We start from the raw sequence: 20,256 nt of genomic DNA, 5'->3' as shown, positions 1-20,256 counted from the left end.
CGCGGATCCCCAACCGAGGGGTGGATCCATGGGCCGCCCGGTCCGGACTCGCCGGTTTGGATGACGCCTCCACGTCGGCTAGAGTTTCCAATCGCACCCCGGTGGCGCGAAGGCTCCGAAGTTCGAGTCTTCACCTGCCAGGGACGTGCGAACGTGGCGCAGTTGGTAGCGCATCACCTTGCCAAGGTGAGGGTCGCGGGTTCGAATCCCGTCGTTCGCTCGACGCAGGCGCTCATCTCCACGATGAAATGCCTTGCTCGGTGGGATGGCCGAGAGGCGAGGCAACGGCCTGCAAAGCCGTGTACACGGGTTCGAATCCCGTTCCCACCTCGACGTGAGAGTTCCACCCGGCTGGATCCGCCCCGACGGAGCCACCAGTTGCCCGGGCGATTAGCTCAGCGGGAGAGCGCTTCCCTGACACGGAAGAGGTCACAGGTTCAATCCCTGTATCGCCCACCGATAGACATGGCCCCTGATCAGCGGAAACGCTGACTAGGGGCCATTTTCATTCTTCGGCGTGCCCAATACGTGCCCACTTGCACCCGCCGAGCGAAAGAGGAACCCACATGACGATCACCCACCCCCGCCGAGTTGACGGCATCGAGCTCGCCGACCAGATCCGCGCCCACCACCCCGAGATCCCCCGGCCCGTGTGCCCGAAATGCGGCCGGGTGTCCGAAGGCCGAGTAGGCGCCGCGTCCCATTCTGTGATTTGCTCGCACAAACTCTCCGCAACCGAAGGACAACTCTCAGTGACACTGACGACCGCACCCCTCACCTGCTCTACTCACTGCGACGAGCGCCGCGAACACGCCTTTGACTCCGAGGACGAGCACGGCCGGCCGCAGCGGTTCCACGCCTGGCGCCCGCGGCTCGAATCGCACGCCTACCTTGCCTGGCACGAGACCTACACCCAGACCGGCGGCGTGGTGACCATCGAGCCGACCCTAGGCATCGACGTTGATCAGCCGCTCGACATGGCCGGCGCGTCGCAGCTCGCCCTCGACATCGCGGCCTGCGTGGCGAAGGCGAAAGCCTAGCCCTTCCGCACATACAGCAAAGAGCGCCCCCCACGAGTTCGCGGGGGGCGCTCTTTATTTTGGCCGTACAGGCGAAACGAGCCCTCGGCGTGCGCGACACGCACGCGGGGCACTGCCGGCCTAGAACGGATTCGCTGTCACCAACACCCGCGCTGCTGCGCCGGACTGGTGAAAGCTGCATCCGGTGATCTTCCGAAGCGCGGCCGTGGGTGCGAATGATCCTCCGCCAGGCCCGGCCCAACGTTGTGACGCGGACGACGAGTTCCCTCGAGGCCGACCTGACGCGCCCGATCGCGGCTGACGAGTTCCCTCGAGGCAGACCTAGTGCCCGCGCTGCCGCAGGAAAGCGAGATTGCCCCAACCTTTGGAGGCTGCCGGTGGGGGCTGGCCGTCGAGCATCATGCCGGTGCCATCGGCGAGCCGAACCCCCATCACCATGCCATCAGGCTCCGTCTCAGGCCCAGCGATGGGGGCCTGACCGGCGACCCGCCTCGGGACGCCGGTCGCATCGAAACGCTTCACCAGACTCATGACGCCACCAAAACGAGGTCGCCGCCGCGAGACAGAACCTGCCCGAACCGGTCCGTCCCTGCGGCCAGCAGGCGAGCCGCCGCCCACGGGGGCAACAACTCACCCGCCGTGAACACGACCTGCTGCCCGTGACCGGGGTGATCCCAGATGTGCAAGATGCCCGGTGCCACCACCCCGAGATTCTTGCCGACTGCACCGGCCCGTTCCGCCGCGGCAAAGTCCGCCGCGGCGGAACGCTCTTCCCGCAGAGACATCAGGTGTTCTGCAGGTAACGGTAAACGCTGAACGCCTTCGGCCGCGCCGGGGCGATATCGCCGCGCCACGTCGCGATGATGCTGATCTGCCCCAATTCGGCATAACGCTCCGTCAGCGTCTGAATGTGGAAGTCCAGACGCTGCCCGATGAGCAGCTGCGTCCAGTCGGCCGCGAAAACATCGGTCATGTTCGTTGTGCTGGTCCCCACGGTCATATTCGACGGGACCTGGTTGGAAACGTAGCGCGGAATGTTCGCCAGGGCGTCCGGAACCCGCAGCGGCTGCGAAAGGGTGTCGTACAGCTTCGCGTAGCGGCGCTGCATTTTCGAAGACCAAATCAGGCCGTTGACCTGCTCGTTGGAATCGGCGGGGGTGTACACCAGGTCGAGAATTTCATCCCAAGGCCTGGTGGCGGTCTGGGTGGTGCCGTTCGCTGCGCCGCCGAGGACGTTGCCCGGCGCGACGGCCAGCAGCGCCGCCAAGACACCACGCGGTGAGGGAGGCGACGTCAGCACCCTGTTGAAGCCGGTGGCGCTGACCTCGGAGCCGGCGACGACACCACCGTAGAGGGCGTTGAAGTCGAGTTCCAGAGCAACCGCCTTTGCGATTGCATTGGAAACCGTTTCCTCGACGTTGATCGCATCCATGAACCACTCAAGGGAGCCGGTGACCTGGCATGTCAGGGTTTTCGCCTGCAAAGTGACGTTATCGAACACCGGGTCCGACGCCGTGATTAAAGTGCCCTCGGAGCGGAACGCCGCGGTCGGGTCGGTGGTCAACCGGCCGATCTGAATGGTTTGCGCATCCATGGGGACGATCTGCGCGCCGGCCTGAAGGACCGCCGCGTAGTTGCGGGCACGGTCGATGATGTCGGTCCCCCAAATGGTGGGGACAATCGCCGACCCGGAGGTGGTGGAAAGGGACCGGACAAAATTGTCGAGCGTGCCGTGCTGCTCGACGACAGGCCGCGCAGAGCGGTCCTGCTGCGAGAGCATGTCAGCGACGACCGCATTCTCGGCGAGACGCTGCCCAGGGTCCGCGGTCGCGGAGCGGCCATCGCTGCGACGGGACCATTCCCGAGCGGTGCTCGCAGCGCGGTTGCCGCCGCCGAGTGCGTGGGTCAAATACTTTTCCTGCTCCTTGATCTGGGCGTCGAGCTTGCGGAACGAGTCGCCCTGCGCCCGGATCGAATCCATGTCGGCGGCCAGCGCATCGAACTGGACAACCTCCTGGGCGGTCAGTTCACGCTTTTCAGCTTCGGCGCGGTCGGTGATCTTGCGGGCCTCGGCGAGCGCGGAATCCCGCTTCTCGGAGAGCTGGCGGACGAGCCATGAGTCGGACATCTTTGTTGATCCATTCTGGTGGATTCGGGTTAGCCGAAGAGCCGCGGCGGCCGTCAGGCACAACACGCGGGTACGGCAAAAGAAAGGGGGTGTGTGTTTGCCGCGGCTTCTCTGCGTCTACCGTGCGTTTCGCGCTGCGGTGACGAGAGTTCCCTGCGGATACGGTGGAACTTCGGCCGGGTGCGTTTCGCGCTGCCCGGCGTGGCTCCTTGATTCGGATCTAGCCCAAGTTGCGCCGAGTGGTTTTCTACCTGCTCGAATCGGGCATGTCCGAATGCGCCGACATAATATCACAATCCGAAGGTTTCGGGCGGGCTATTTTCTTCGGCCAGCACCACCGCCACGAACCGGGCAGCCGAATAGGCCACACTGTTCCGCGGTGGCTCGGCTCGAGGGGGGGCGAGATTCTTCGGCGAAGATTCACGCCGGCGATTCGGCCCAGGGGGTGCGACACAGGGGTGCCTGGTCGTCATCGCCGACCACAACGCCGACCGCGCGAAGAGATGCTGACCGGAGCCACCGAAGTTTGAGTGGCTCAGCCGCGCAGCGGGGGGCTCCGGTGCAACCTTGATGCGCGGGCCGCCCGGCTGCTGCGAAGCCACGAGGGTTCATCGGCGCCCCGGTCAGGCCCGCTCACATGCGAACGTGTTGGTCACGCCGCCGATAGACCTCGTGAGCGCCTCCCAATCGGCGTCGGCGGCCGAGCTCGGCGCGACCGCGGACGGCTGCTCCCAGTAGCGGAGCACCAGCAGTAGGACCTCCTGCCAGATCGCGGCCAGATCGTGCTCACCGGCCGCCGCATGCCTATTGCGGAGCCGCGAGCACGCGGCAGTCAGATGCGACAGCCCACGATTGTCCAGCCCGTCGAGGTGCTCGGCCAGCGGCACCGGGTAGCCCTCCGAGGCAGCAACAATCCCGGCCGCGAACAGGTCCCCGCCCGAGCTGCGCTCGTCGAGGGCCATTTTCAAAACGCTGCGGCCGCGGTCGTCCTCGAGCACCTGCATGGCCCGTTCAAGGGCGGAAGTTTCGATCTCGATCATGGTGTCAATCCTTTGCTAGTTCGGCGGGGCCGGGTCCAGGGTCCCAACCTGAGAAAAAACGGGGACAAAAAATGGAAGACATGCGGTCGGCGTCCGGTCGCCCACCAAAAAAACCGGGCTCGTCTGTGGGGCGCTGGCGTTGCCGCAGGTCAGCGGGGTGGGGTATGGGTGGGGTATGGGGTGGGGAATCTGGGTCACCAGTCGTCACGCCGGCGTGGCGGCGTAGGCAATGGGGTGGCTGGTCGTGCGCCTTTGGCGCTGTTGCATCCGTAGTGGGCTGGCTTCAGGTTCGCCGGGTCGAGGGCTAGGTGCGGGTGTGTGGCGATGGGATTCACGTGGTCGAGTGATGGGCCGAGGCGGGTGGCCCTGGTTGGGCGGCGTGCCGTGCGAATGTCAGGCGCTCTTGCGTGGCCGTCCTCGCTTCGCCAAGGTTGGCGTGCGATCGACACCGGCCCACACGCCTTGGCCTTCGCCTGCCTCATCGGCGTACTGGGCGCACAGGGCAAGCACCGGACACCCCCGGCACGATTCTGCTGCCTCCTGGCGGACTTGAGGGTCTTCGGAAAACCATTTGTCCGAGCCTCCGGCGCACGGCGTACGTCTCGCCGCTGCAATCGCAGCGCCGAGACGTACGTGCGCTTGTTCGGCGGCCAGGCTCAGGGCCGGGAGATTGATGCGACGACTGGCCGGCCGGTCGTCGGTCCGCGGTCCGCTGCCCGGTTTGCTCGCCGCGATATTGGTGAATCCGGGGCGTCGCTGCGTCACCTCTCGACCTCCGCGTCATCGTCGAGTGTGTCAATTTCAAACTGACCCACTACCGTGTTGGCCGGCAGTGAGTGTGTGTGTGTCCCTATAGACACACTGACACACTCACTCTGAGCGGGTTGACACGCTGCCATCACACTTGATCCCACTGACACACTCGGGTTGATGAAATGCAGAGTTGCCGGTCGGCGTCGGGTCGCCCACCCAAAAAATCGGGCTCGCATCATTCAGGCGCTCTTGCGTGTGCGTGGCCGGCCGCGTTTGGCCGCGGCTGGCGTGCGGTCAACCCCGCCCCACACGCCGCACGCCTCAGGGGCGGCGTCAGCGTACTGGGCACATAGGCTGAGCACCTGGCAGCCGGTGCAGGACTCTGCGGCGGCTGCGCGCACCTCAGCGGCTTCGCTGAGCCAGTCGTCGGACCCAGCGCATGGTGTTGGCCGGAACGTCGCTGCAATCGCGAGCCCGAGGCGGAGGTGCGCACTCTCGGCGGTCGGACTCAACGCCGGTAGGTTGATCCGCCGCTCCGACGACCTGGCCTCGGTCGTCCGCGGGCCTGCGCCGAGCCGGCTTGCCTTGACGACGGAGCCGGGGCGTCTCTGCGTCATGATGCTGAATTCTCTTCGGCCAAAACTGCAAGCCAAGCCTTCACTCGTTTTTTCCACACGCTGATTTCCTCTTGGTCAATAGTCAGGTAGACCGCGGCGTCCGCGGTCGGTCGCAGCAAGTCGTAGCAATTCAGGGAGCACATGTCCCGGTCGCCGTACTCGGGCGGATGCATCGGCCCGAGTGAATGCCGGGTCGGTTGAATTTCGCAACCGTGGGTGCGACGTTGTTCGGTGACGAATGGTTCGGCCCAGCTCGCTATCCGCGCGAGCAAGCCTGCCCTGTGGATGATGGCCTCGCGCCAACGCTGCTGGCTATCGGTCGGCTTCATGTCGGCCCACAGTTCCGGTTCGCCAAGGGTCACGCTGATCCCGGCGTGACCCTTGTCGCTGTCACATTCCTCGGCGCTCTGGATTCGAACCTCGAGCCGTACGTGCTTTTTCACCAGCCGGCCGGGTAGATGACTTCAACCGGGGAATGCGTGCGGCCGAGGGCGGAGCCCGAAGAGGCCGCACCCTTCCCCGGCCCTACCGCCCTAGTTCCTTCGGGCGGGTCGGGCGGGTCGGGCGGGTAATCGTTGCTCACGCGGGATGTCACGCGTGACTGTTGGCAGTAGCGGGCATCGCACAGCGAATGATCACCGTTTCTGTGCTGCCGCTGCCTGCGGGAACGCTCGTTCGTCAAGGCGCGGATACGAGCAGTGTCCGCGGCGGACGGCTGGTCGTCGAGGAAACCAACGATGACGTAATCGGAGCCGTCACGGTTTAGGAATCCGGCGCCGACCAACAGGTCAGCAGCGGCGGCCGGCTCGAGCTCGTCACTGATCCGCCCGAGCAGGGCGCACGGCACCAGGCCGTCAGTGCCGTGTTTGTTCGACCAGATCATCAGCTCTACGAGCATCCAGCGAATGGAGCGCGTCAGCGTGAGAAGCCGCGGATTATCGGGCAGGTCGTCGCTGAGCTTCGTCCACATTAGGGCCGCCCGAAAGAAGTCACGGGCGCGTGAAGGGCTTGTGCTGCTATCATTCGGCTATTCCCTCGGCAGGGTTTTTCGGTGCGCGGCGTAAATGCCCTCTGACTTTTCGGTCAGGGGGCATTTGCATGCGCGGCGCTGCAGGTTACAGCTCCGTCCTAGTTGTACATCACTGCCCCGACACCAATTTTGCGCCTAACCCTTTTGATGCGTAGGTTTGCGTAGGTTTGCATAGGGCTGCATAGGGTTGTCGCTCGAAAGTTCACCCCTTCGGGTTAGCCAATTCCGAAAGCTTTGCGGCAATGATCGCGTCCCGGCCGTCGGCCGCGTGCTGGTAGACCAGGGCCGCCGCCGGTGTCGAATGCCCGAGCCGGGCCATCAGCTCGGCGAGCGTCGCCCCCGTCGATGCCGCCAAGACCGCGCCCGTGTGCCGCAGGTCGTGCCACCGTAGGTCAGGCCGCCCAATCGCCTCGCGCGCCGGATAAAACACCTTGTAGAGCGTCGAGGGTGCCAACGTCCCGCCGTGCCCGGCCGGGAACAGCAAGCCCTCGCGGCCAGGTGCCGCATGGTCGTAGACGTGCTTGCGCAGCATCGGCAGCAGATGCGGCGGCACCGACACGTCACGCACGCCGGCCGCCGACTTCGGGCCGCCGATCGATATGCCCGTCTTCGTACGCACAGCGCCGCGCCGCACATGCAGAACGCCGGCCGATAGGTCTACGTCCTTGCGCCGCAACTCGACCTGCTCGCCGAACCGCAGCCCGCACCAGGCGGCGACCAACGTCAAGGCCCGGTACTTCGGCGGCATCGCCTCGACCAGCCCGGCCAGCTCGGCCAAGGTCGCCGGCTTGACCTTGTGCGCTCGCCTGGCACTGCCAGCGCCGCGGATATGCGCCGGGTTGGCGGGGATCAGTCCGTCGTCTACAGCGTCGCGGAGGATGGCCTTCAGCAGTGCATAGGCGTGGGACCGTTGGGTCGGCCGCGGCGGCATCGATGTGTGCCACCGGCGCACCCCGTCGGCCGTGACGGCGACGATTGCCGTATCGGCGAAGGTCGGCAGGATCAGCCGGTCGAGCAGCTGCCGGTAGTGCTCCGTGGTCCGCGGCTTCAGGGTCCTTGCTGTCAGCCAGCTTTCGGCGTAGTCCCCAACGGTTCGGTACTTCGGCGGTGCCGCCCCGGCGGGCCGCCAGGTGTCCGCGGTGATCTCGCGGCGCACGTCTGTCAACCAGCCCTCGGCGTCGAGCTTGGTGTCGAAGGTGTGGGGCGCTGTGTAGCGCAAACCGTCCGGGCCGGTGTAGCGCGGCTGATACCGCTTGGACGGCAGCCGCCGGATACTGCCGAAACCGCGCTTGCCTGCCATGCGATGTCCTCTCGCCGTGCCCAATACGTGCCCGTTGAGAGTACATCTCTGTCCACTTGCGTCCACGTCTGTCAGGCGATACAGTGAAGGAGATCAGCAGGTCAGCGCGTGTTTGAGCAGGTGGCGAACTGTGACGCCAAATCAGTCTGTCACAGGTTCAATCCCTGTATCGCCCACCATCAGACCATGGCCTCGGTTCAGCGGAGACGCTGATCCGAGGTCATTTTCATTCTGTGGACGTGCCACCTGGTCCGGTCGACCCCGTCGAAGGACAAGTGCCTGCCTCGAGGTCCAAATCGCGCTTGGCCGCCGGACCACGGTCCACCTGTCGCCCACGGCACGCTCCTGTCGACCGTCGGGCCCGACCGCTCGCCCGACGTCGCCTGCCTCGCCTTGGTCGCGGGCGTCCCGGGCGGGGCTTTCGGCATTTTCGTGACGAAGAGTAGGAAACATAATGGCAGCCTGAACCCGACGATGAATGGTCACCCTTCTCTGGCCATTTCTTCCATCAGGCGCAGGGACACCGCCCGCGACAAGCCGCGCATGACTGGCAACGCGGGTGGGCACTGGACCGGCATGATCTCGACCACCAGCACGTTCCTGCTCACGCGGCAACGGCGGCGCGGGCCGGATCTGACCACGAACGAAATGTCCCACTTCGCAGGAGGAGCACGATGACCGACCAGTACCTGATGACGAACCCGGTCACGCAATACACATCGGAGGATTTCCCGGAGCAGCAGCAGGACGGGCCCGGACTGGATGCAGACCTGGCCGTCAAGGCCGACCACGGAGAGAAGTCCTACCGTGGGTCCGGGCGGCTGACGGGTCGCAGGGCCCTCGTCACCGGCGCCGACTCCGGCATCGGGCGAGCCGTGGCCATCGCCTTCGCGCGAGAGGGTGCGGACGTCGTCCTCAGCTACCTTCCCGAGGAGCAGATCGATGCCGACGAGGTCGCGGCGCTCGTCCGCGAGGCCGGACGCAAGGCCGTGCTGGCGCCCGGGGACATCGCTGACGAGACGTTCGCGCGAAGCCTGATCGCCACCGCGGTGCGGGAGTTGGGTGGGCTGGACCTCATGGCCAATGTCGCGGGGCGCCAACAGTTCGTCGAGGACCTTGCCGATCTGACCAGCGAGAGCTTCGACAAAACGTTTCGTACCAACGTGAGCGCCCTGTTCTGGGTGATCCAGGAGGCGCTCCCCCATCTGCCTCCGGGGGCCAGCATCATCAACACCAGTTCGATCCAGGCGTACTCCCCGTCTCCGATCCTCGTCGACTACGCCAGCACCAAGGCAGCGATCAACACGATGTCCAAGTCGTTGGCACAGCAGCTGGCCCCGAGAGGCATCCGCGTGAACGTCGTTGCGCCCGGACCCATCTGGACGCCGCTGCAGACGGCCGGCGGACAACCCCCGGAGGCGCTGAAGGAATTCGGGCAGCAGACTCCCCTCGGTCGGGCCGGACAGCCCGCCGAACTTGCCTCTGCCTACGTCTATCTCGCCTCCCAGGAATCGAGCTACGTCACCGGCGAGACGCTCAACGTCAACGGGGGCATGCCGACCCCGTGAACTGGACGCCGCGACGACGGGCACGCTGACGAGTCGCTCGGCACATCCTTACAATCGGAGAATGCTTCCCGACGAGCGCCTCCGTCAGCGACTCGTATCGGTCGGCATCGCGGACCACTCGATCGATGCTCTCGTCGCACTTCTCCCGTTGAGCCTCTATGAGCCGATCAGCGAAGATCACGTCGGACTGGTTCTGGACCATGATCCCCAGGGCTGGCTTCCATGCGCGACACGTTCGAGCGCCGTCGCATGGAAGAGATCGGCGACACCGTGCAGCAACCTGAGTGGCACCACGACGAGAGGACGAAACTGATGGCAGCGAAGACACTTCCAGGCGGAACGTTCACCATGGCCGAGGATCTGACGGTGACCCGCATGGGGTACGGCGCGATGCAGTTGGCCGGGCCACACGTCTTCGGCCCGCCGGCGGACCGCGATGCGGCGATCGCCATCCTGCGCGAGGTGGTCGAACTGGGAATCACCCACATCGACACGAGTGACTTCTACGGCCCTTTCGTCACCAACCAGATCATCTGCGAAGCCCTGCGCCCCTACTCCGACTCGCTCCACATCGTCACGAAGGTCGGCTCGTTGCGCGACGCGAAGGGTGGCTGGCCGAAGGCGCTGGCACCTGAGCAATTGCGGCAGGCGGTGCACGACAACCTCGACCACCTCGGCCTGGACACGCTGGACGTGGTCAACCTGCGAGTGGGCGGCTTCGACAGCCCGACCCCCGGCTCGATCGCCGAACCCTTCACGGTGCTGGCCCAGCTGCAGCAGGAGGGCCTGATCAAACACCTGGGCCTGAGCACCGTCAGCGCCGATCAGATCGCCGAGGCGCAGACCATCGCTCCCGTCGTGTGCGTGCAGAACTTCTACAACATCGCCCACCGCGCCGACGACGTCCTGATCGACTCGCTCGCCGCGCAGGGCATCGCCTACGTCCCTTACTTCCCGCTCGGCGGTTTCTCCCCGCTGCAGTCGGACGAGCTGGGATCCATTGCGGCCCGGCTCAATTCGACACCGATGGCGGTGGCGCTGGCGTGGTTGCTCCAACGATCGCCCAACGTGCTGCTGATCCCGGGTACTTCATCGATGGCGCACCTTCACGACAACGTCGCCGGGGGCGCGCTGGTACTTTCCTACGACCACGTGTCGGCGCTGAACCGCCTCGCCGCCTGACGACCGTGCCGATACGGGCACGCTCATCGATCTGGCCAGGGCGCGCGGTCGGCTCATTCCCACCGTCACGGCGCTGCTGGACCGGGCCAAGGAGCAGGGCCCCTGCGGCGGGACGTCGAGGTCACCGATCTGGCCGTCGTCAGTACACTGATCGGCTCGACCGTCACCGATTCGCAGCCCGAGCTGTGGCTGCGCTACCTCGTCCTGTCCCTTGATTCGCTCTGCGAGAGCCGCACACGTCCGACCCCGCTACCGTTGGCGGCTCCACCCGACGACGAGTTCGCCGCCTCGGCCCAGCATCGTCGTCAACCACACCGCTGAGAGGTCTTGCCGATGAGCCGTTCCATCACCCTGCAGACTCCCTGCCCACAGTGCGGGGGCCCGCTGACCCAGCGGTACGAGGTCGAGCTCTCGATGGGTGAGGACGGTGGCCTGGTGCGCGTCGGGAGGCCGGTCTGCGACCGAGGGCACGAGTTCGTCAGGGGCATCGACGACCCGATTCCCGACTGACCTCGGGCGGGCGGAGGCGTCGACTGCGCTCAGGCGCGCTTCGGGAATCGAGCGAACTCGGGCTTGCGCTTCTCCTTGAAGGCCTCGCGGCCCTCCTGCGCCTCCTCGGAGCCGTAGAACAGCAGGTTGGTATCGTGCGCGAGCTGCTGGATCCCGGCGTAACCGTCCTCGGCGGCATGGAAGCTGGCCTTCATCAGCCGCAACGCGAACGGCGACAGCTGCAGCATCTCCCGGCACCACTTCACGGTCTCGGCCTCGAGATCCGCAAGCGGGACGACCGCATTGACCATGCCCATGTCCAGCGCCTGCTGCGCGTTGTACTGCCGGCACAGGAACCAGATCTCCTTGGCCTTCTTCATCCCGACCAGCTGGGAGAGGGAACTGGCGCCGAAACCGCCGTCGAACGAACCCACCCGCGACCCGACCTGGCCGAAGATCGCGTTGTCGGCGGCGATCGTCAGGTCGCACACGACGTGCAGGACGTGCCCTCCGCCGATCGCGAAACCCGCCACCATCGCGACGATGGGCTTGGGCAGCCGGCGCATCTGTACCTGGAGGTCCGTGACGTGGAAGCGCCCGACCGAGGTCTCGTCCTCCTTGTAGCCGCTGTTGCCGCGCACCCGCTGGTCACCCCCGGAACAGAACGCCTTGTCACCCTGACCGGTCAGGATGATGACGCCGACCCGCTCGTCCTCCCGCGCGATCAGCATGGCAGCGGAAATCTCGATCAGAGTCTGGGGCCGGAATGCGTTTCGCACCTCCGGGCGGCAGATGGTGATCTTGGCGATCCCATCCTGCGTCGTCTCGTAGCTGATGTCCTCGTACTCGCCGGATGCGGTCCAGATCGTCGGGCCGGTCGATATCGATGGAGCGTCTGTTGGAGCCATGGTGCGCCGTCCTTCTACGTGTGCGTCAGTACCGTGCGTTCGTCAAACACTATCCGCACCCCTGCGCAACGGGCCCGGATCACCCCTGACCCTCGGTGGCACGGGCGTGCCAGATCGGCCCGCAACGACAGCCAGCCGCCGAAATCAGCCCAGCGGGTGCACGGCGCCGTCGACTCGCAGACGCACCGCTGAGCCCTGCGGGACGCGCAGCAGGCTGTGCGACACCACCGGCTCTTCGAGACCGTCCACGGTCAACTCGATCCGGTAGTCCTCGCCGCGGAATTCCACCCGCCGCACCAGCGCCGCGACCGAGCCCGGCTCGTCGCCGGGACACATCACCACCTGCCGAGGGCGGACGACGACGGTCACCTCGGCGGCGCCCACCGGCCCATCGAGCACCAGGTCACCCAGACGCGTGGCCACGGTGAGCTTCCCGCACCGGCCGGTGATCATGTTGGTGTCGCCCAGCGCCCGCGCGGCCAGTGCCGAGACGGGGCGGGCGTGCAGCTCGTCAGGGGAGCCGGTCTGGACGATGCGGCCCGCCTCCATGATCGTCACCTGGTCTGCGATGGCCAGCGCCTCGGCCGGATCGTGCGTGACGAGCACCGCCGCGGTGCCGGTCGAGCGCAGCAGGTCGATCACGTCGGTCCTGACCCTGGCCCGCAGCCCGGCGTCCAGGGCGGTGAAGGGTTCGTCCAGGAGCAGCAGGTCGGGTTCCGGGGCCAGCGCACGGGCCAGCGCCACCCGTTGCTGCTGCCCACCCGAGAGCTGGTGCGGATGCCGGTCCGCCAGGTTCGCCATGTCGATCAGCTCGAGCAGCCGCGCCACCACGGGGGCGCGATCGGCTCTGGGCAGCCCGAAGCCGACGTTCGCGGCCACGCTCAGGTGGGGGAACAGCGCACCGTCCTGGGGGATGTAGCCGATCCGGCGGCGCTCGGCCGGGACGTGCGTCCCGGGGGGGTCGTCCAGGAGCCGGCCGCCCAGTTCGACCCGGCCGGCGGACGGTGAGTGGAACCCGGCTACCACCCGCAGGAGAGTCGTCTTCCCGCACCCCGAGGGCCCCACCACGCAGGCGAGACCGTGATCTGGCATGCGGAGATCAACGCCGAACAGCACCGGCGTGCGGCCGTGGGACGCATGCAGCCCGGAGATCGCCAGGCTCATCGGACGGCACCGCGGCGGGCCAGGACGAGCACCGGGATCGCCGAGATCGCGATCATCAGCGCCGCGTACGGGGCGGCCTCGCCGTAGGCCAGACCGGTGGTGAAGGTCCAGAACTGGGTGGCCAGGGTGTTGGTGCCGATCGGCCGCAGCAGCAGCGTCGCGGTGAGCTCGGTACTGGCCGCCAGCATCACCATGGCCGCGGCCACCCCCATTCCAGGGGCGATGAGGGGCAAGGTCACCCGCAGCAGTACCAGCGCCGGACGAACGCCCAGCGACCGGGCGACCTCTTCCACACCGGACGGGACCGAGGCCAGTGCGGCACGGACCCCGGTCAGGGCCAGCGGGAAGAACAGCACGACGTAGCCGGCGACCAGCATCCACGACGTCTGGTAGAACGGCCGGGCGTAGTGGATGGTGATGTAGACGATCGACAGGCCGACCGCGATGCCCGGCAACGCCCTCGTCAGGTAGGCGCCGCGTTCGACGGTCGCCGCCCATCTCGTCCGGCGGCGCCACGAGTACAGCGCCACCGGCACCGCGCCGATCGTCGCGATGATCGCTGCGGCGAACGCATAGCCGAGGGTGGCCCAGACGTCCGTCATGATCGAGGCGGCCGGCAGCGTGCTCGAGGTGCCGCGGGCCCACCAGTAGACCAGCGCGCCGATCGGCACACCCAGCGCGAGGACGATCAGTGCGAACAGGGCCGCCAGAGCCGGAAAGCGAGCCGCTCCCAACGGGACCCGCGACGGCCTGCGACCGGCCGCTGCGGCGCGGCCGGTCGGGCGGCGCCCGCTGACACGCATCTCGCCGATCACCACCAGCAGGGCGATCAGGCACAGCAGCAGGGTCAGCACGGAGGCAGAAGCAGTGTTGTAGGCGACCTTGTACTCGGTGAAGATCGCCGTCGCGAAGGTCTGGAACTGCAGGGCTGCGAATGCGCCGTACTCCCCCAGCAGGTAGAGGCACACCAGCAGGGCGCCACCGCCCAGGGCCGGTCTGGTCAGCGGCAGGGTGACTTTGACCAGCGTGACCCATCGCCCCTTGCCGAGGCTGCGCGCGACCTCCTCCACACCGGCGTCGCTGCGCCGCAGGCTGGCCGCCACCGGCAGGTAGACCAGTGGATACAGCGCGCACGTCATCACCAGCACGGCCCCCCAGTAGCCGCGGACCGAGGACGTCAGCGACACCCAGGAGAACCCCTGGACGAACTCGGGGACGGCCAGCGGCATGACCAGGACGACGGAGAGCATCCGGCGCAGCGGCAGGTCCGTGCGTTCGACGAGATAGGCGGCGCCGAAGCCGATGACGGCCGTGGTGGTCGTCACGGCGGCGGTCAGTGTCAGCGTGTGCCACAGCAGGGTCGCGGCGATCGGCCGGTGCAGCAGGGCCCGGGCGGGTGCCCAACCGGCCCTGGTCGCCTGGACGACCACGAAGATCAGCGGGGATCCCACGGTCAGCAGCACTCCGGCGGTGAGCAGGCCCAGCGGTGAGAGCAGTCGACGACGCAGGCCGGGCAGATGTCCGGACCTGAGGGTGGTCGATGACGGCCCGACCGGTGCGGCGGGGCTCATGGTGCCGGGTGCCTCGGGCCCGGCCGACACGGTGCTGGTCAGAGGAGCCCCACATCCTGCAGCAGCGCAAGCGCCGGCTTTCCGTCGCCGAGTTCGGCCGGGGACACGATGGCGCCCATCGGCGGCAGGTCGGCGGACGAACTCACCCCGGGACGCAGCGGGTACTCGTAGCTGTGGGAGGTGGCGATGATCTGCTGCGCCGGCGCGCTGACCAGGTAGGCCAGGAAGGCCTGTGCGGCGGCAGCGTGGCTGCTGGACTTCAGCACCGCGGCGCCGGAGACGTCCACCAGGGAGCCAGGGTCGCCCGCCGGGAAGTAGTGCAGGCCGGAGGCGACCTTCGATGCGCCGACCTCGTCACGGAGTCGGTACCAGTAGTAGTGGTCCACCAGACCACCTTGCACCTCACCCTTGTCGATGGCGGATATCAGGGTCTCGTTGTCGGCGAAAACCTTGCCGTTGGCCATCAGGGCCTGTAGCCAGGACTTGGCCGCATCGGCCCCTTTGGCCTTGATGACGGCGGTGATCAGCGGGGAGAAGTCGGTCTCGCTGGGCGCGAGGCCCAGCTTGCCCTTCCAGGCCGGACCGGCCAGGTCCATCACCGAAGCGGGCAGGCTCGAGGCGGGCACCGAGTTGTTGGCGGCGAACGCCACGGCGCGGGCCGACACCCCGACCCAGTCCTGGCCGGGAGAGCTGGCCTTCGTCGGAACCTGGGACAGGGTCGAGGCGTCGACCGTCGTCAGGAGGTTGTTCTCCTGCAGGGTGGTCAGCGCCGGCGGGTTCTCGGCGAAGAAGACGTCAGCGGGGCTGGCCGAGCCCTCCTGCAGCACCTGGCCGGCGAGCGAGGCCTCGTCGTCGGACTTCAGCTTCACGCTGACGCCGGTCCGCTTCTCGAAATCGGCGACCAGCGCCTGGGTGGTCTGCTCGTGCTGACCGCTGTAGACGGTGATCGTCTGCCCGGAGACGCCGGCAGCACTCCCGGAGGCCGCGGGCGGCGCCCCGGCACCGTTGATGGTGAGGCTCACCGAACCCGCCGGGGCCGACGACGACGGGCCTGCGGTGGAGGAGGATCCACTCGAGCAGCCTGCGGCCACGAGCATCACCCCGACCAGAGCACCGATCCCGGCCGTTCCGAACCATCTACCGCGTCTGACCATCCGTACACCGCTTCCAGGGATTTCGCTAGGCAAGCCATACCTAACCACATACGGTACCCACTGGAAATGATTCGCGCACTTGCGGAGTGAGGTAGCACTCACCGACCGCGGCAGGACACCCGCGAACGCCTAACGGGCGGCGAGCACGACGAACGAGACCGCCCCCGCCACCAGGCAGTAGATCGCGAACGGCACCAGCGTCCTGGTCCGGAAGTACCTCTCGAGGAACTTGACGGCGACGTAGGCGCACACGAACGACGCGATGCTGCCGGCCAGGATCTGACCGTGGATACCCGCACCGAGCGGCCCGAACAGGTCGGGCACCTTGAGTGCGCCGGCGGCGAGGATGACCGGGGTGGCCAGCAGGAACGAGAACCGTGCCGCGTCGCGATGCGACAGACCCTGGGTCAGACCGGCCACCATGGTGGCCCCGGAACGACTGATGCCCGGCAGCAGGGCCAGGATCTGGGCGCACCCGATCAGCACCCCACGCTTCAAGGTGAGCCCGGCCAAACGGGCGTCCGAGCGCAGATCGGCATCGCGGTCGTCGACTCCGGCGTCCGGATCCGTACTCCGCATCAACGAGTCGTCCCGCCCGGCCACTCCGGCGCCGGCAGATCCGCCGACCGACGCTGCGGACGCGCCCACCGGGACGGACGACGCTCCGACCCCGATCGGCGCCGCCCGGCGCCGCAGGTATTCACCGAGGAACAGCACCAGACCGTTGGCGAACAGGAAGGCGGCCGCCGGCATGGGCCGGCCGAGCACGGTGCGGAAGGTGTGCTCGAGCAGCAGACCGGCGATGCCGACGGGGATGGTGGCCAGCACGATCAGCCAGGCGAGTCGCTCGGCGTCCGTGCTGATCCGTCGGTATCGGATCGAGGTGACGAAACCCCCGATGATGCGTATCCAGTCGCGCCAGAAGAAGAGCAGCAGTGCCGCGGCCGTGGCCACGTGCAGTCCCACGATGAAAGCCAGGTACGGCGACTCGGGGGTCGACACGTCCAGGTCCTTGGCCCAATTCCCACCGATCAGGGCCGGCAGAATCACCGAATGACCGAGACTGGACACCGGGAACAACTCGGTGATCCCTTGCAGCCCACCGACAACGATGGCTTCCAGGTAGGAAATCGTGCTCACATTTCTCCTTCGGTACCGACATGGCACACTGAAACCGCCGGACCGTCTATTCTTCCGGGTCGCCAGCAGGCTCGGATTGTTAGTACACTGAGTTGGTAGTACTACGGGAGTGATAGTAACAGGGAGACCGGATGACCGATCGACGCCTGCCCGGCCCGCTGGAGACCGCGGTGCTGACGGTGATGGCTGCGGCCGACGGGCCCGTCGCCGTCGCCGACGTGCAGAAGAGGCTGTCCGGCAGTCCGGCCTACACCACCGTCATGACGACGCTGTCCCGGCTCGCGGCCAAGGGAGCGCTGAGCCAGAGCCGCGAGGGGCGGGCGTACAAGTACTCGCTGGCCGCGCCGCCGGAGTCGGTCGATGATGCGGTGACGGCCAGACGGATGCGCCGCCTGCTGTCCGACGGTTCCGACCGGGCCGGTGTGCTGGCACGTTTCGTCGCCGAACTGGAACCCGACGAGGAACGACTGCTGGTCGAACTGCTCGAGCAGTCGGAATCCCGGGGCTGATCCGGTGGTCTTCCCACTGATCGCCGCGGCGCTCGCCGTCCTCGCCTGCCTGCTCGTCGGCGGTACCGCCAGCCTGGTGGTCGAGAAGATGCGCCCGCGGCAGGCCGTTCTTCTCCTGGGTGCCGCCTCCCTGGCCGTCTCGTTGGCCGCCGGTGCTGCCCTCACCGCGATTGCCGTGGCCATGCTGGCCAGCCTGACATCCGTTGCGGCCAAGGGGCACTGGTCCGCCTCGGTGATCCGGGCGGAGATACCGGTGCCGGGTTGGCTCGGTGCGCTGGCCGCACTGGCCGTCGGGGTGCTGCTCTGCCGGGCCGCGGTCCGCAGCGTCGAGATCGTCCTGGCGCTGGTGCGGGCCGACCAGCTCTGTCGCGAGTTCCGGGCCGGCGGCGGACCCGTGGTGATGGTGGACGACGATTCGGCGGACGCCTACACGGTGGCCGGCATCCGGGGGTGCGTGGTGATCAGCCGGCGGCTGTTCAGCAAGCTGTCCGAGGACGAGCGCCGGGTCCTGACCGCGCACGAACTGTCCCACCTGCACCAGCGACATCATCTCTACGTGCATGTGGCCGACATCGCCGCCGCCGCGAATCCGCTCCTGCGGCGGGTGCCCGCAGTTGTCCGTCTCGGGGTCGAACGGTGGGCGGACGAGGACGCGGCCGCCGACATCGGCGATCGCCGCACTGCGGGCCGCGCTCTGGCCAGGGTGGCGCTGTTGCGCTCGTCCCTGGCGAAGGGAAGCGGGGAACTACCCGCCAAGCAGACCGACCAGCGCATCCCGGTGCTCGGGGTCGGGGCGCTCCAGGTGGCCTCCCGCGTCCAGGCCCTGCTGCAGCCGGCCCGACGTCCGAGAACCGGACGGGTGACCATCGCCGTCGTTCTCTCGATCGGGGTACTGGCCATCGGGGTGGCCAGTCTGGAGAACATCCACGACGCCATCCAGAGCGCGGGCCCGTATCTGCACCAGATGAACCGGCCCTGAACCGGCCGGCCGGTTCCAGTCCCTGACGGCGTCACACCTTCTGGCGGGCCGTGACCTTCCGGTGGACGATGCGCTCGGCGACGAAGGAGATGCCGGGGATCACACCTGCGAGCAGGACCCCGAGAGTGCCGGCCAGCGACCAACGATCCTTGTAGGCCAGGTCGAAGGCCAGGAGCACGTAGCCGATGTACAGCACGCCGTGGATCGGCCCCCAGATGGCCACCGCCTGGTCCACCCCGAAGACGTACTTCAGGATGATCGCCACGCACAGCACGATGAGGGCGTACCCGACGATGAAGGCCGAGATGCGGTAGCGGCCCAGGGCTCTCTCCACCTTGGGCGGCATCGCCGGAGCGGGTGTGGCCGCGGGACGGGACACGGGATCTGAGGTGGGTTCAGCGGGCACGGCGGTGGTCCTTTTCGGCCAGGGCGGCCAGAGCACGGTTGTACGCGGCCAGTTCGGAATCTTGATCCTGCTGTTCATCACCGACGGTGGAGACGGCCACCGTATAGCCCCGCGAGGGTGTGACTCGTGGACCTCGGGTGGTCGGCCCGTCGGCCGGTATCTCTTCGCTCACTGCGTCCGGCTCCGGATCTCGGTGCTCGATGCGTTCACCGGGAACCGCGGCGGGACCTTTCGAGGGTACGTCCGTCGACCGGTGGGTGGTCGGGTCCGGGTCTCCCGGCGCGAAGGGTCCGGGCCGCGACCCACGCTGGTCCGTGGCCGTCCCGTCGGCCGGCACCTCGTCGACGGTCAGCCCGGCCGCCATCGCGGTGAGCTCCGCATCGTCCTCGGCGTCCTTGAGCAGCTCGAGTTGCAGGAATCTGATCCACATGTAGATGAAGGCGCCGCCGAAGACGGGCCAGAGGATCGTGTACCCGAGATTCTGGATCGTCCCGCTGGCCTCGTGCGTGCGGTGCCACTGCCACAAACCAAGCCGCAGGCAGACCAGTACGGCCAGCAAGACCATGAAGTGCCCGACGAACCACCCGGGTTTCAGGAATCTTCGGTACACGGATCGACGGTAACACCGACGCCTGCGCCGTGGTCGCGACCAGCGGTGATGCGCTGCAGGGCAGCGGAGGTGCGCGGGCCGGAGGCCGTCAGGAGATCGTCGACGGTGTCGACGTCCCACCGCAGCGTCGATGCGGGCGGCAGGGTGATCGGGAACGCACCGGCCCGCTGGTGGCGCCGGAAGGAATCCGCGCCGTAACGGGGCCGCAGCCACCCGACCCTGGTCGCGGCGAGCAGTGTCGTCCCCACACCGAGGTGGTCCGGCACGACGGCGAACCGGTGGTCGGCACATCGCCGCAGGACGGCTGCGAGTTCCCCCGCATCGAGCCCCGGCAGGTCACCGGGCAACACCGCGAGGAACCCTGTGACCTCACTCACCGCCGAGGCCGAGACGACCGCGACGCCGTCCAGGATCGACTCGTTGAGACCCGCGACGCGACTGCGGTGGACCTGGACGCCCGCGATCCCGGCCAGTGCGGCGCCGTCCGTCTCGTCCTCCACCAGGGCGAGCACCCGGCCGCACTGCGCCGCCGCCGACACCGTGTCCAACGCCAGGGCCAGCGCCAATGCCGGACGCAGGTCGTCGGGGACGTCCAGGCGACTCTTCCCGCGGCGGGTGTCCTTGACCGGGATCAGGATGGTCCAGAGCGCTGAGGTCACCGGTCCATT

At 67.5% G+C, this 20,256-nt stretch carries 22 protein-coding genes and 3 tRNA genes; 9 read left to right on the top strand and 16 right to left on the bottom strand.

What is annotated here, in order from left to right; genetic code table 11:
• Positions 1-147 precede the first annotated feature (147 nt).
• From H7F38_RS13395 to H7F38_RS13380, 4 genes are all read left to right on the top strand, one after another.
• Positions 148-220, top strand: a tRNA-Gly gene (locus H7F38_RS13395).
• Between the two features lie 39 nt (positions 221-259).
• A tRNA-Cys gene (locus H7F38_RS13390) sits at positions 260-330 on the top strand.
• 54 nt (positions 331-384) lie between these two features.
• Positions 385-456 (top strand) — tRNA-Val (locus tag H7F38_RS13385).
• Positions 457-566: 110 nt separating this feature from the next.
• Positions 567-1,040: a hypothetical protein gene (locus tag H7F38_RS13380; RefSeq protein ID WP_187090347.1), complete on the top strand. Its 474-nt coding sequence runs from the start codon at positions 567-569 to the stop codon at positions 1,038-1,040.
• 527 nt (positions 1,041-1,567) lie between these two features.
• On the opposite strand, the gene H7F38_RS13375 is transcribed toward H7F38_RS13380, so the two are convergent.
• The 8 genes from H7F38_RS13375 to H7F38_RS13340 all read right to left on the bottom strand — a co-directional run bounded on the left by H7F38_RS13375 (position 1,568) and on the right by H7F38_RS13340 (position 7,908).
• Positions 1,568-1,825, bottom strand: a complete 258-nt coding sequence (locus H7F38_RS13375) for a hypothetical protein (RefSeq protein WP_187090346.1) — start codon at positions 1,823-1,825, stop codon at positions 1,568-1,570.
• Positions 1,825-3,168, bottom strand: a complete 1,344-nt coding sequence (locus tag H7F38_RS13370; RefSeq protein WP_187090345.1) for a phage major capsid protein — start codon at positions 3,166-3,168, stop codon at positions 1,825-1,827. The genes H7F38_RS13375 and H7F38_RS13370 overlap by 1 nt, the downstream gene beginning before the upstream one ends.
• 623 nt (positions 3,169-3,791) lie before the next feature.
• Positions 3,792-4,208, bottom strand: coding sequence for a hypothetical protein (locus H7F38_RS13365; protein WP_187090344.1), 417 nt, complete (start codon positions 4,206-4,208; stop codon positions 3,792-3,794).
• A gap of 393 nt (positions 4,209-4,601) precedes the next feature.
• Positions 4,602-4,973, bottom strand: coding sequence for a WhiB family transcriptional regulator (locus H7F38_RS26660; protein WP_187090343.1), 372 nt, complete (start codon positions 4,971-4,973; stop codon positions 4,602-4,604).
• Positions 4,974-5,200: 227 nt separating this feature from the next.
• The gene (locus H7F38_RS26655) at positions 5,201-5,578 is read right to left on the bottom strand and encodes a WhiB family transcriptional regulator (protein ID WP_187090342.1); all 378 of its coding nucleotides are present in this window, start codon (positions 5,576-5,578) and stop codon (positions 5,201-5,203) included.
• Positions 5,575-6,021 carry a hypothetical protein gene (locus H7F38_RS13350; protein ID WP_187090341.1) on the bottom strand — a complete coding sequence of 149 codons (447 nt, stop codon included), beginning with the start codon at positions 6,019-6,021 and terminating at the stop codon, positions 5,575-5,577. Before H7F38_RS13350 ends, H7F38_RS26655 begins: the two co-directional genes overlap by 4 nt.
• The gene (locus H7F38_RS13345) at positions 6,018-6,548 is read right to left on the bottom strand and encodes a hypothetical protein (protein ID WP_187090340.1); all 531 of its coding nucleotides are present in this window, start codon (positions 6,546-6,548) and stop codon (positions 6,018-6,020) included. Before H7F38_RS13345 ends, H7F38_RS13350 begins: the two co-directional genes overlap by 4 nt.
• A gap of 262 nt (positions 6,549-6,810) precedes the next feature.
• Positions 6,811-7,908 (bottom strand): site-specific integrase, encoded by a 1,098-nt coding sequence (locus H7F38_RS13340; RefSeq protein ID WP_187090339.1) that lies wholly within the window; start codon positions 7,906-7,908, stop codon positions 6,811-6,813.
• A gap of 674 nt (positions 7,909-8,582) precedes the next feature.
• On the opposite strand from H7F38_RS13340, the gene H7F38_RS13335 reads away from it, so the two are divergent.
• From H7F38_RS13335 to H7F38_RS13325, 3 genes are all read left to right on the top strand, one after another.
• Complete coding sequence (locus H7F38_RS13335; protein ID WP_187090338.1) at positions 8,583-9,476, top strand: glucose 1-dehydrogenase; 894 nt, start codon at positions 8,583-8,585, stop codon at positions 9,474-9,476.
• Positions 9,477-9,788: 312 nt separating this feature from the next.
• On the top strand, positions 9,789-10,658 hold the full coding sequence (locus H7F38_RS13330; RefSeq protein ID WP_187094696.1) for an oxidoreductase: 870 nt from the start codon (positions 9,789-9,791) through the stop codon (positions 10,656-10,658).
• A gap of 333 nt (positions 10,659-10,991) precedes the next feature.
• Positions 10,992-11,168, top strand: a complete 177-nt coding sequence (locus tag H7F38_RS13325) for a hypothetical protein (RefSeq protein WP_187090337.1) — start codon at positions 10,992-10,994, stop codon at positions 11,166-11,168.
• A 29-nt stretch (positions 11,169-11,197) separates the two neighbouring features.
• On the opposite strand, the gene menB is transcribed toward H7F38_RS13325, so the two are convergent.
• The 5 genes from menB to H7F38_RS13300 form a co-directional block, all read right to left on the bottom strand.
• Positions 11,198-12,055 carry a 1,4-dihydroxy-2-naphthoyl-CoA synthase gene (gene menB, locus H7F38_RS13320; RefSeq protein ID WP_187090336.1) on the bottom strand — a complete coding sequence of 286 codons (858 nt, stop codon included), beginning with the start codon at positions 12,053-12,055 and terminating at the stop codon, positions 11,198-11,200.
• A 144-nt stretch (positions 12,056-12,199) separates the two neighbouring features.
• Entirely contained in the window at positions 12,200-13,219 is a 1,020-nt protein-coding gene (locus H7F38_RS13315; protein WP_187090335.1) for an ABC transporter ATP-binding protein, read from the bottom strand.
• The gene (locus H7F38_RS13310; protein ID WP_187090334.1) at positions 13,216-14,790 is read right to left on the bottom strand and encodes an iron ABC transporter permease; all 1,575 of its coding nucleotides are present in this window, start codon (positions 14,788-14,790) and stop codon (positions 13,216-13,218) included. Before H7F38_RS13310 ends, H7F38_RS13315 begins: the two co-directional genes overlap by 4 nt.
• Positions 14,791-14,828: 38 nt before the next feature.
• Positions 14,829-15,944 carry an extracellular solute-binding protein gene (locus tag H7F38_RS13305; protein WP_187090333.1) on the bottom strand — a complete coding sequence of 372 codons (1,116 nt, stop codon included), beginning with the start codon at positions 15,942-15,944 and terminating at the stop codon, positions 14,829-14,831.
• 129 nt (positions 15,945-16,073) lie between these two features.
• Positions 16,074-17,084: an undecaprenyl-diphosphate phosphatase gene (locus H7F38_RS13300; RefSeq protein ID WP_187090332.1), complete on the bottom strand. Its 1,011-nt coding sequence runs from the start codon at positions 17,082-17,084 to the stop codon at positions 16,074-16,076.
• Between the two features lie 131 nt (positions 17,085-17,215).
• Between H7F38_RS13300 and H7F38_RS13295 the strand changes: the two genes are divergently transcribed.
• Together H7F38_RS13295 and H7F38_RS13290 are read left to right on the top strand one after the other, a co-directional pair.
• Positions 17,216-17,593 (top strand): BlaI/MecI/CopY family transcriptional regulator, encoded by a 378-nt coding sequence (locus H7F38_RS13295; protein ID WP_187090331.1) that lies wholly within the window; start codon positions 17,216-17,218, stop codon positions 17,591-17,593.
• Between the two features lie 4 nt (positions 17,594-17,597).
• Positions 17,598-18,572 (top strand): M56 family metallopeptidase, encoded by a 975-nt coding sequence (locus H7F38_RS13290; protein WP_187090330.1) that lies wholly within the window; start codon positions 17,598-17,600, stop codon positions 18,570-18,572.
• A 31-nt stretch (positions 18,573-18,603) separates the two neighbouring features.
• Here H7F38_RS13290 and H7F38_RS13285 read toward each other — a convergent pair whose 3' ends face one another.
• Genes H7F38_RS13285 through cofC form a run of 3 tightly spaced genes read right to left on the bottom strand, consistent with a single transcriptional unit; the run spans position 18,604 to position 20,247 of the window.
• The gene (locus H7F38_RS13285; protein WP_222618041.1) at positions 18,604-18,978 is read right to left on the bottom strand and encodes a DUF3817 domain-containing protein; all 375 of its coding nucleotides are present in this window, start codon (positions 18,976-18,978) and stop codon (positions 18,604-18,606) included.
• The gene (locus tag H7F38_RS13280) at positions 18,968-19,588 is read right to left on the bottom strand and encodes a hypothetical protein (protein ID WP_187090329.1); all 621 of its coding nucleotides are present in this window, start codon (positions 19,586-19,588) and stop codon (positions 18,968-18,970) included. Before H7F38_RS13280 ends, H7F38_RS13285 begins: the two co-directional genes overlap by 11 nt.
• Positions 19,570-20,247, bottom strand: coding sequence for a 2-phospho-L-lactate guanylyltransferase (gene cofC, locus H7F38_RS13275; RefSeq protein ID WP_187090328.1), 678 nt, complete (start codon positions 20,245-20,247; stop codon positions 19,570-19,572). The genes H7F38_RS13280 and cofC overlap by 19 nt, the downstream gene beginning before the upstream one ends.
• Between the last annotated feature and the right edge of the window lie 9 nt (positions 20,248-20,256).

The organism is Nakamurella sp. PAMC28650 (assembly GCF_014303395.1).
GTDB lineage: Bacteria > Actinomycetota > Actinomycetes > Mycobacteriales > Nakamurellaceae > Nakamurella.
This window is presented reverse-complemented; position numbering and strand designations above follow the sequence as displayed.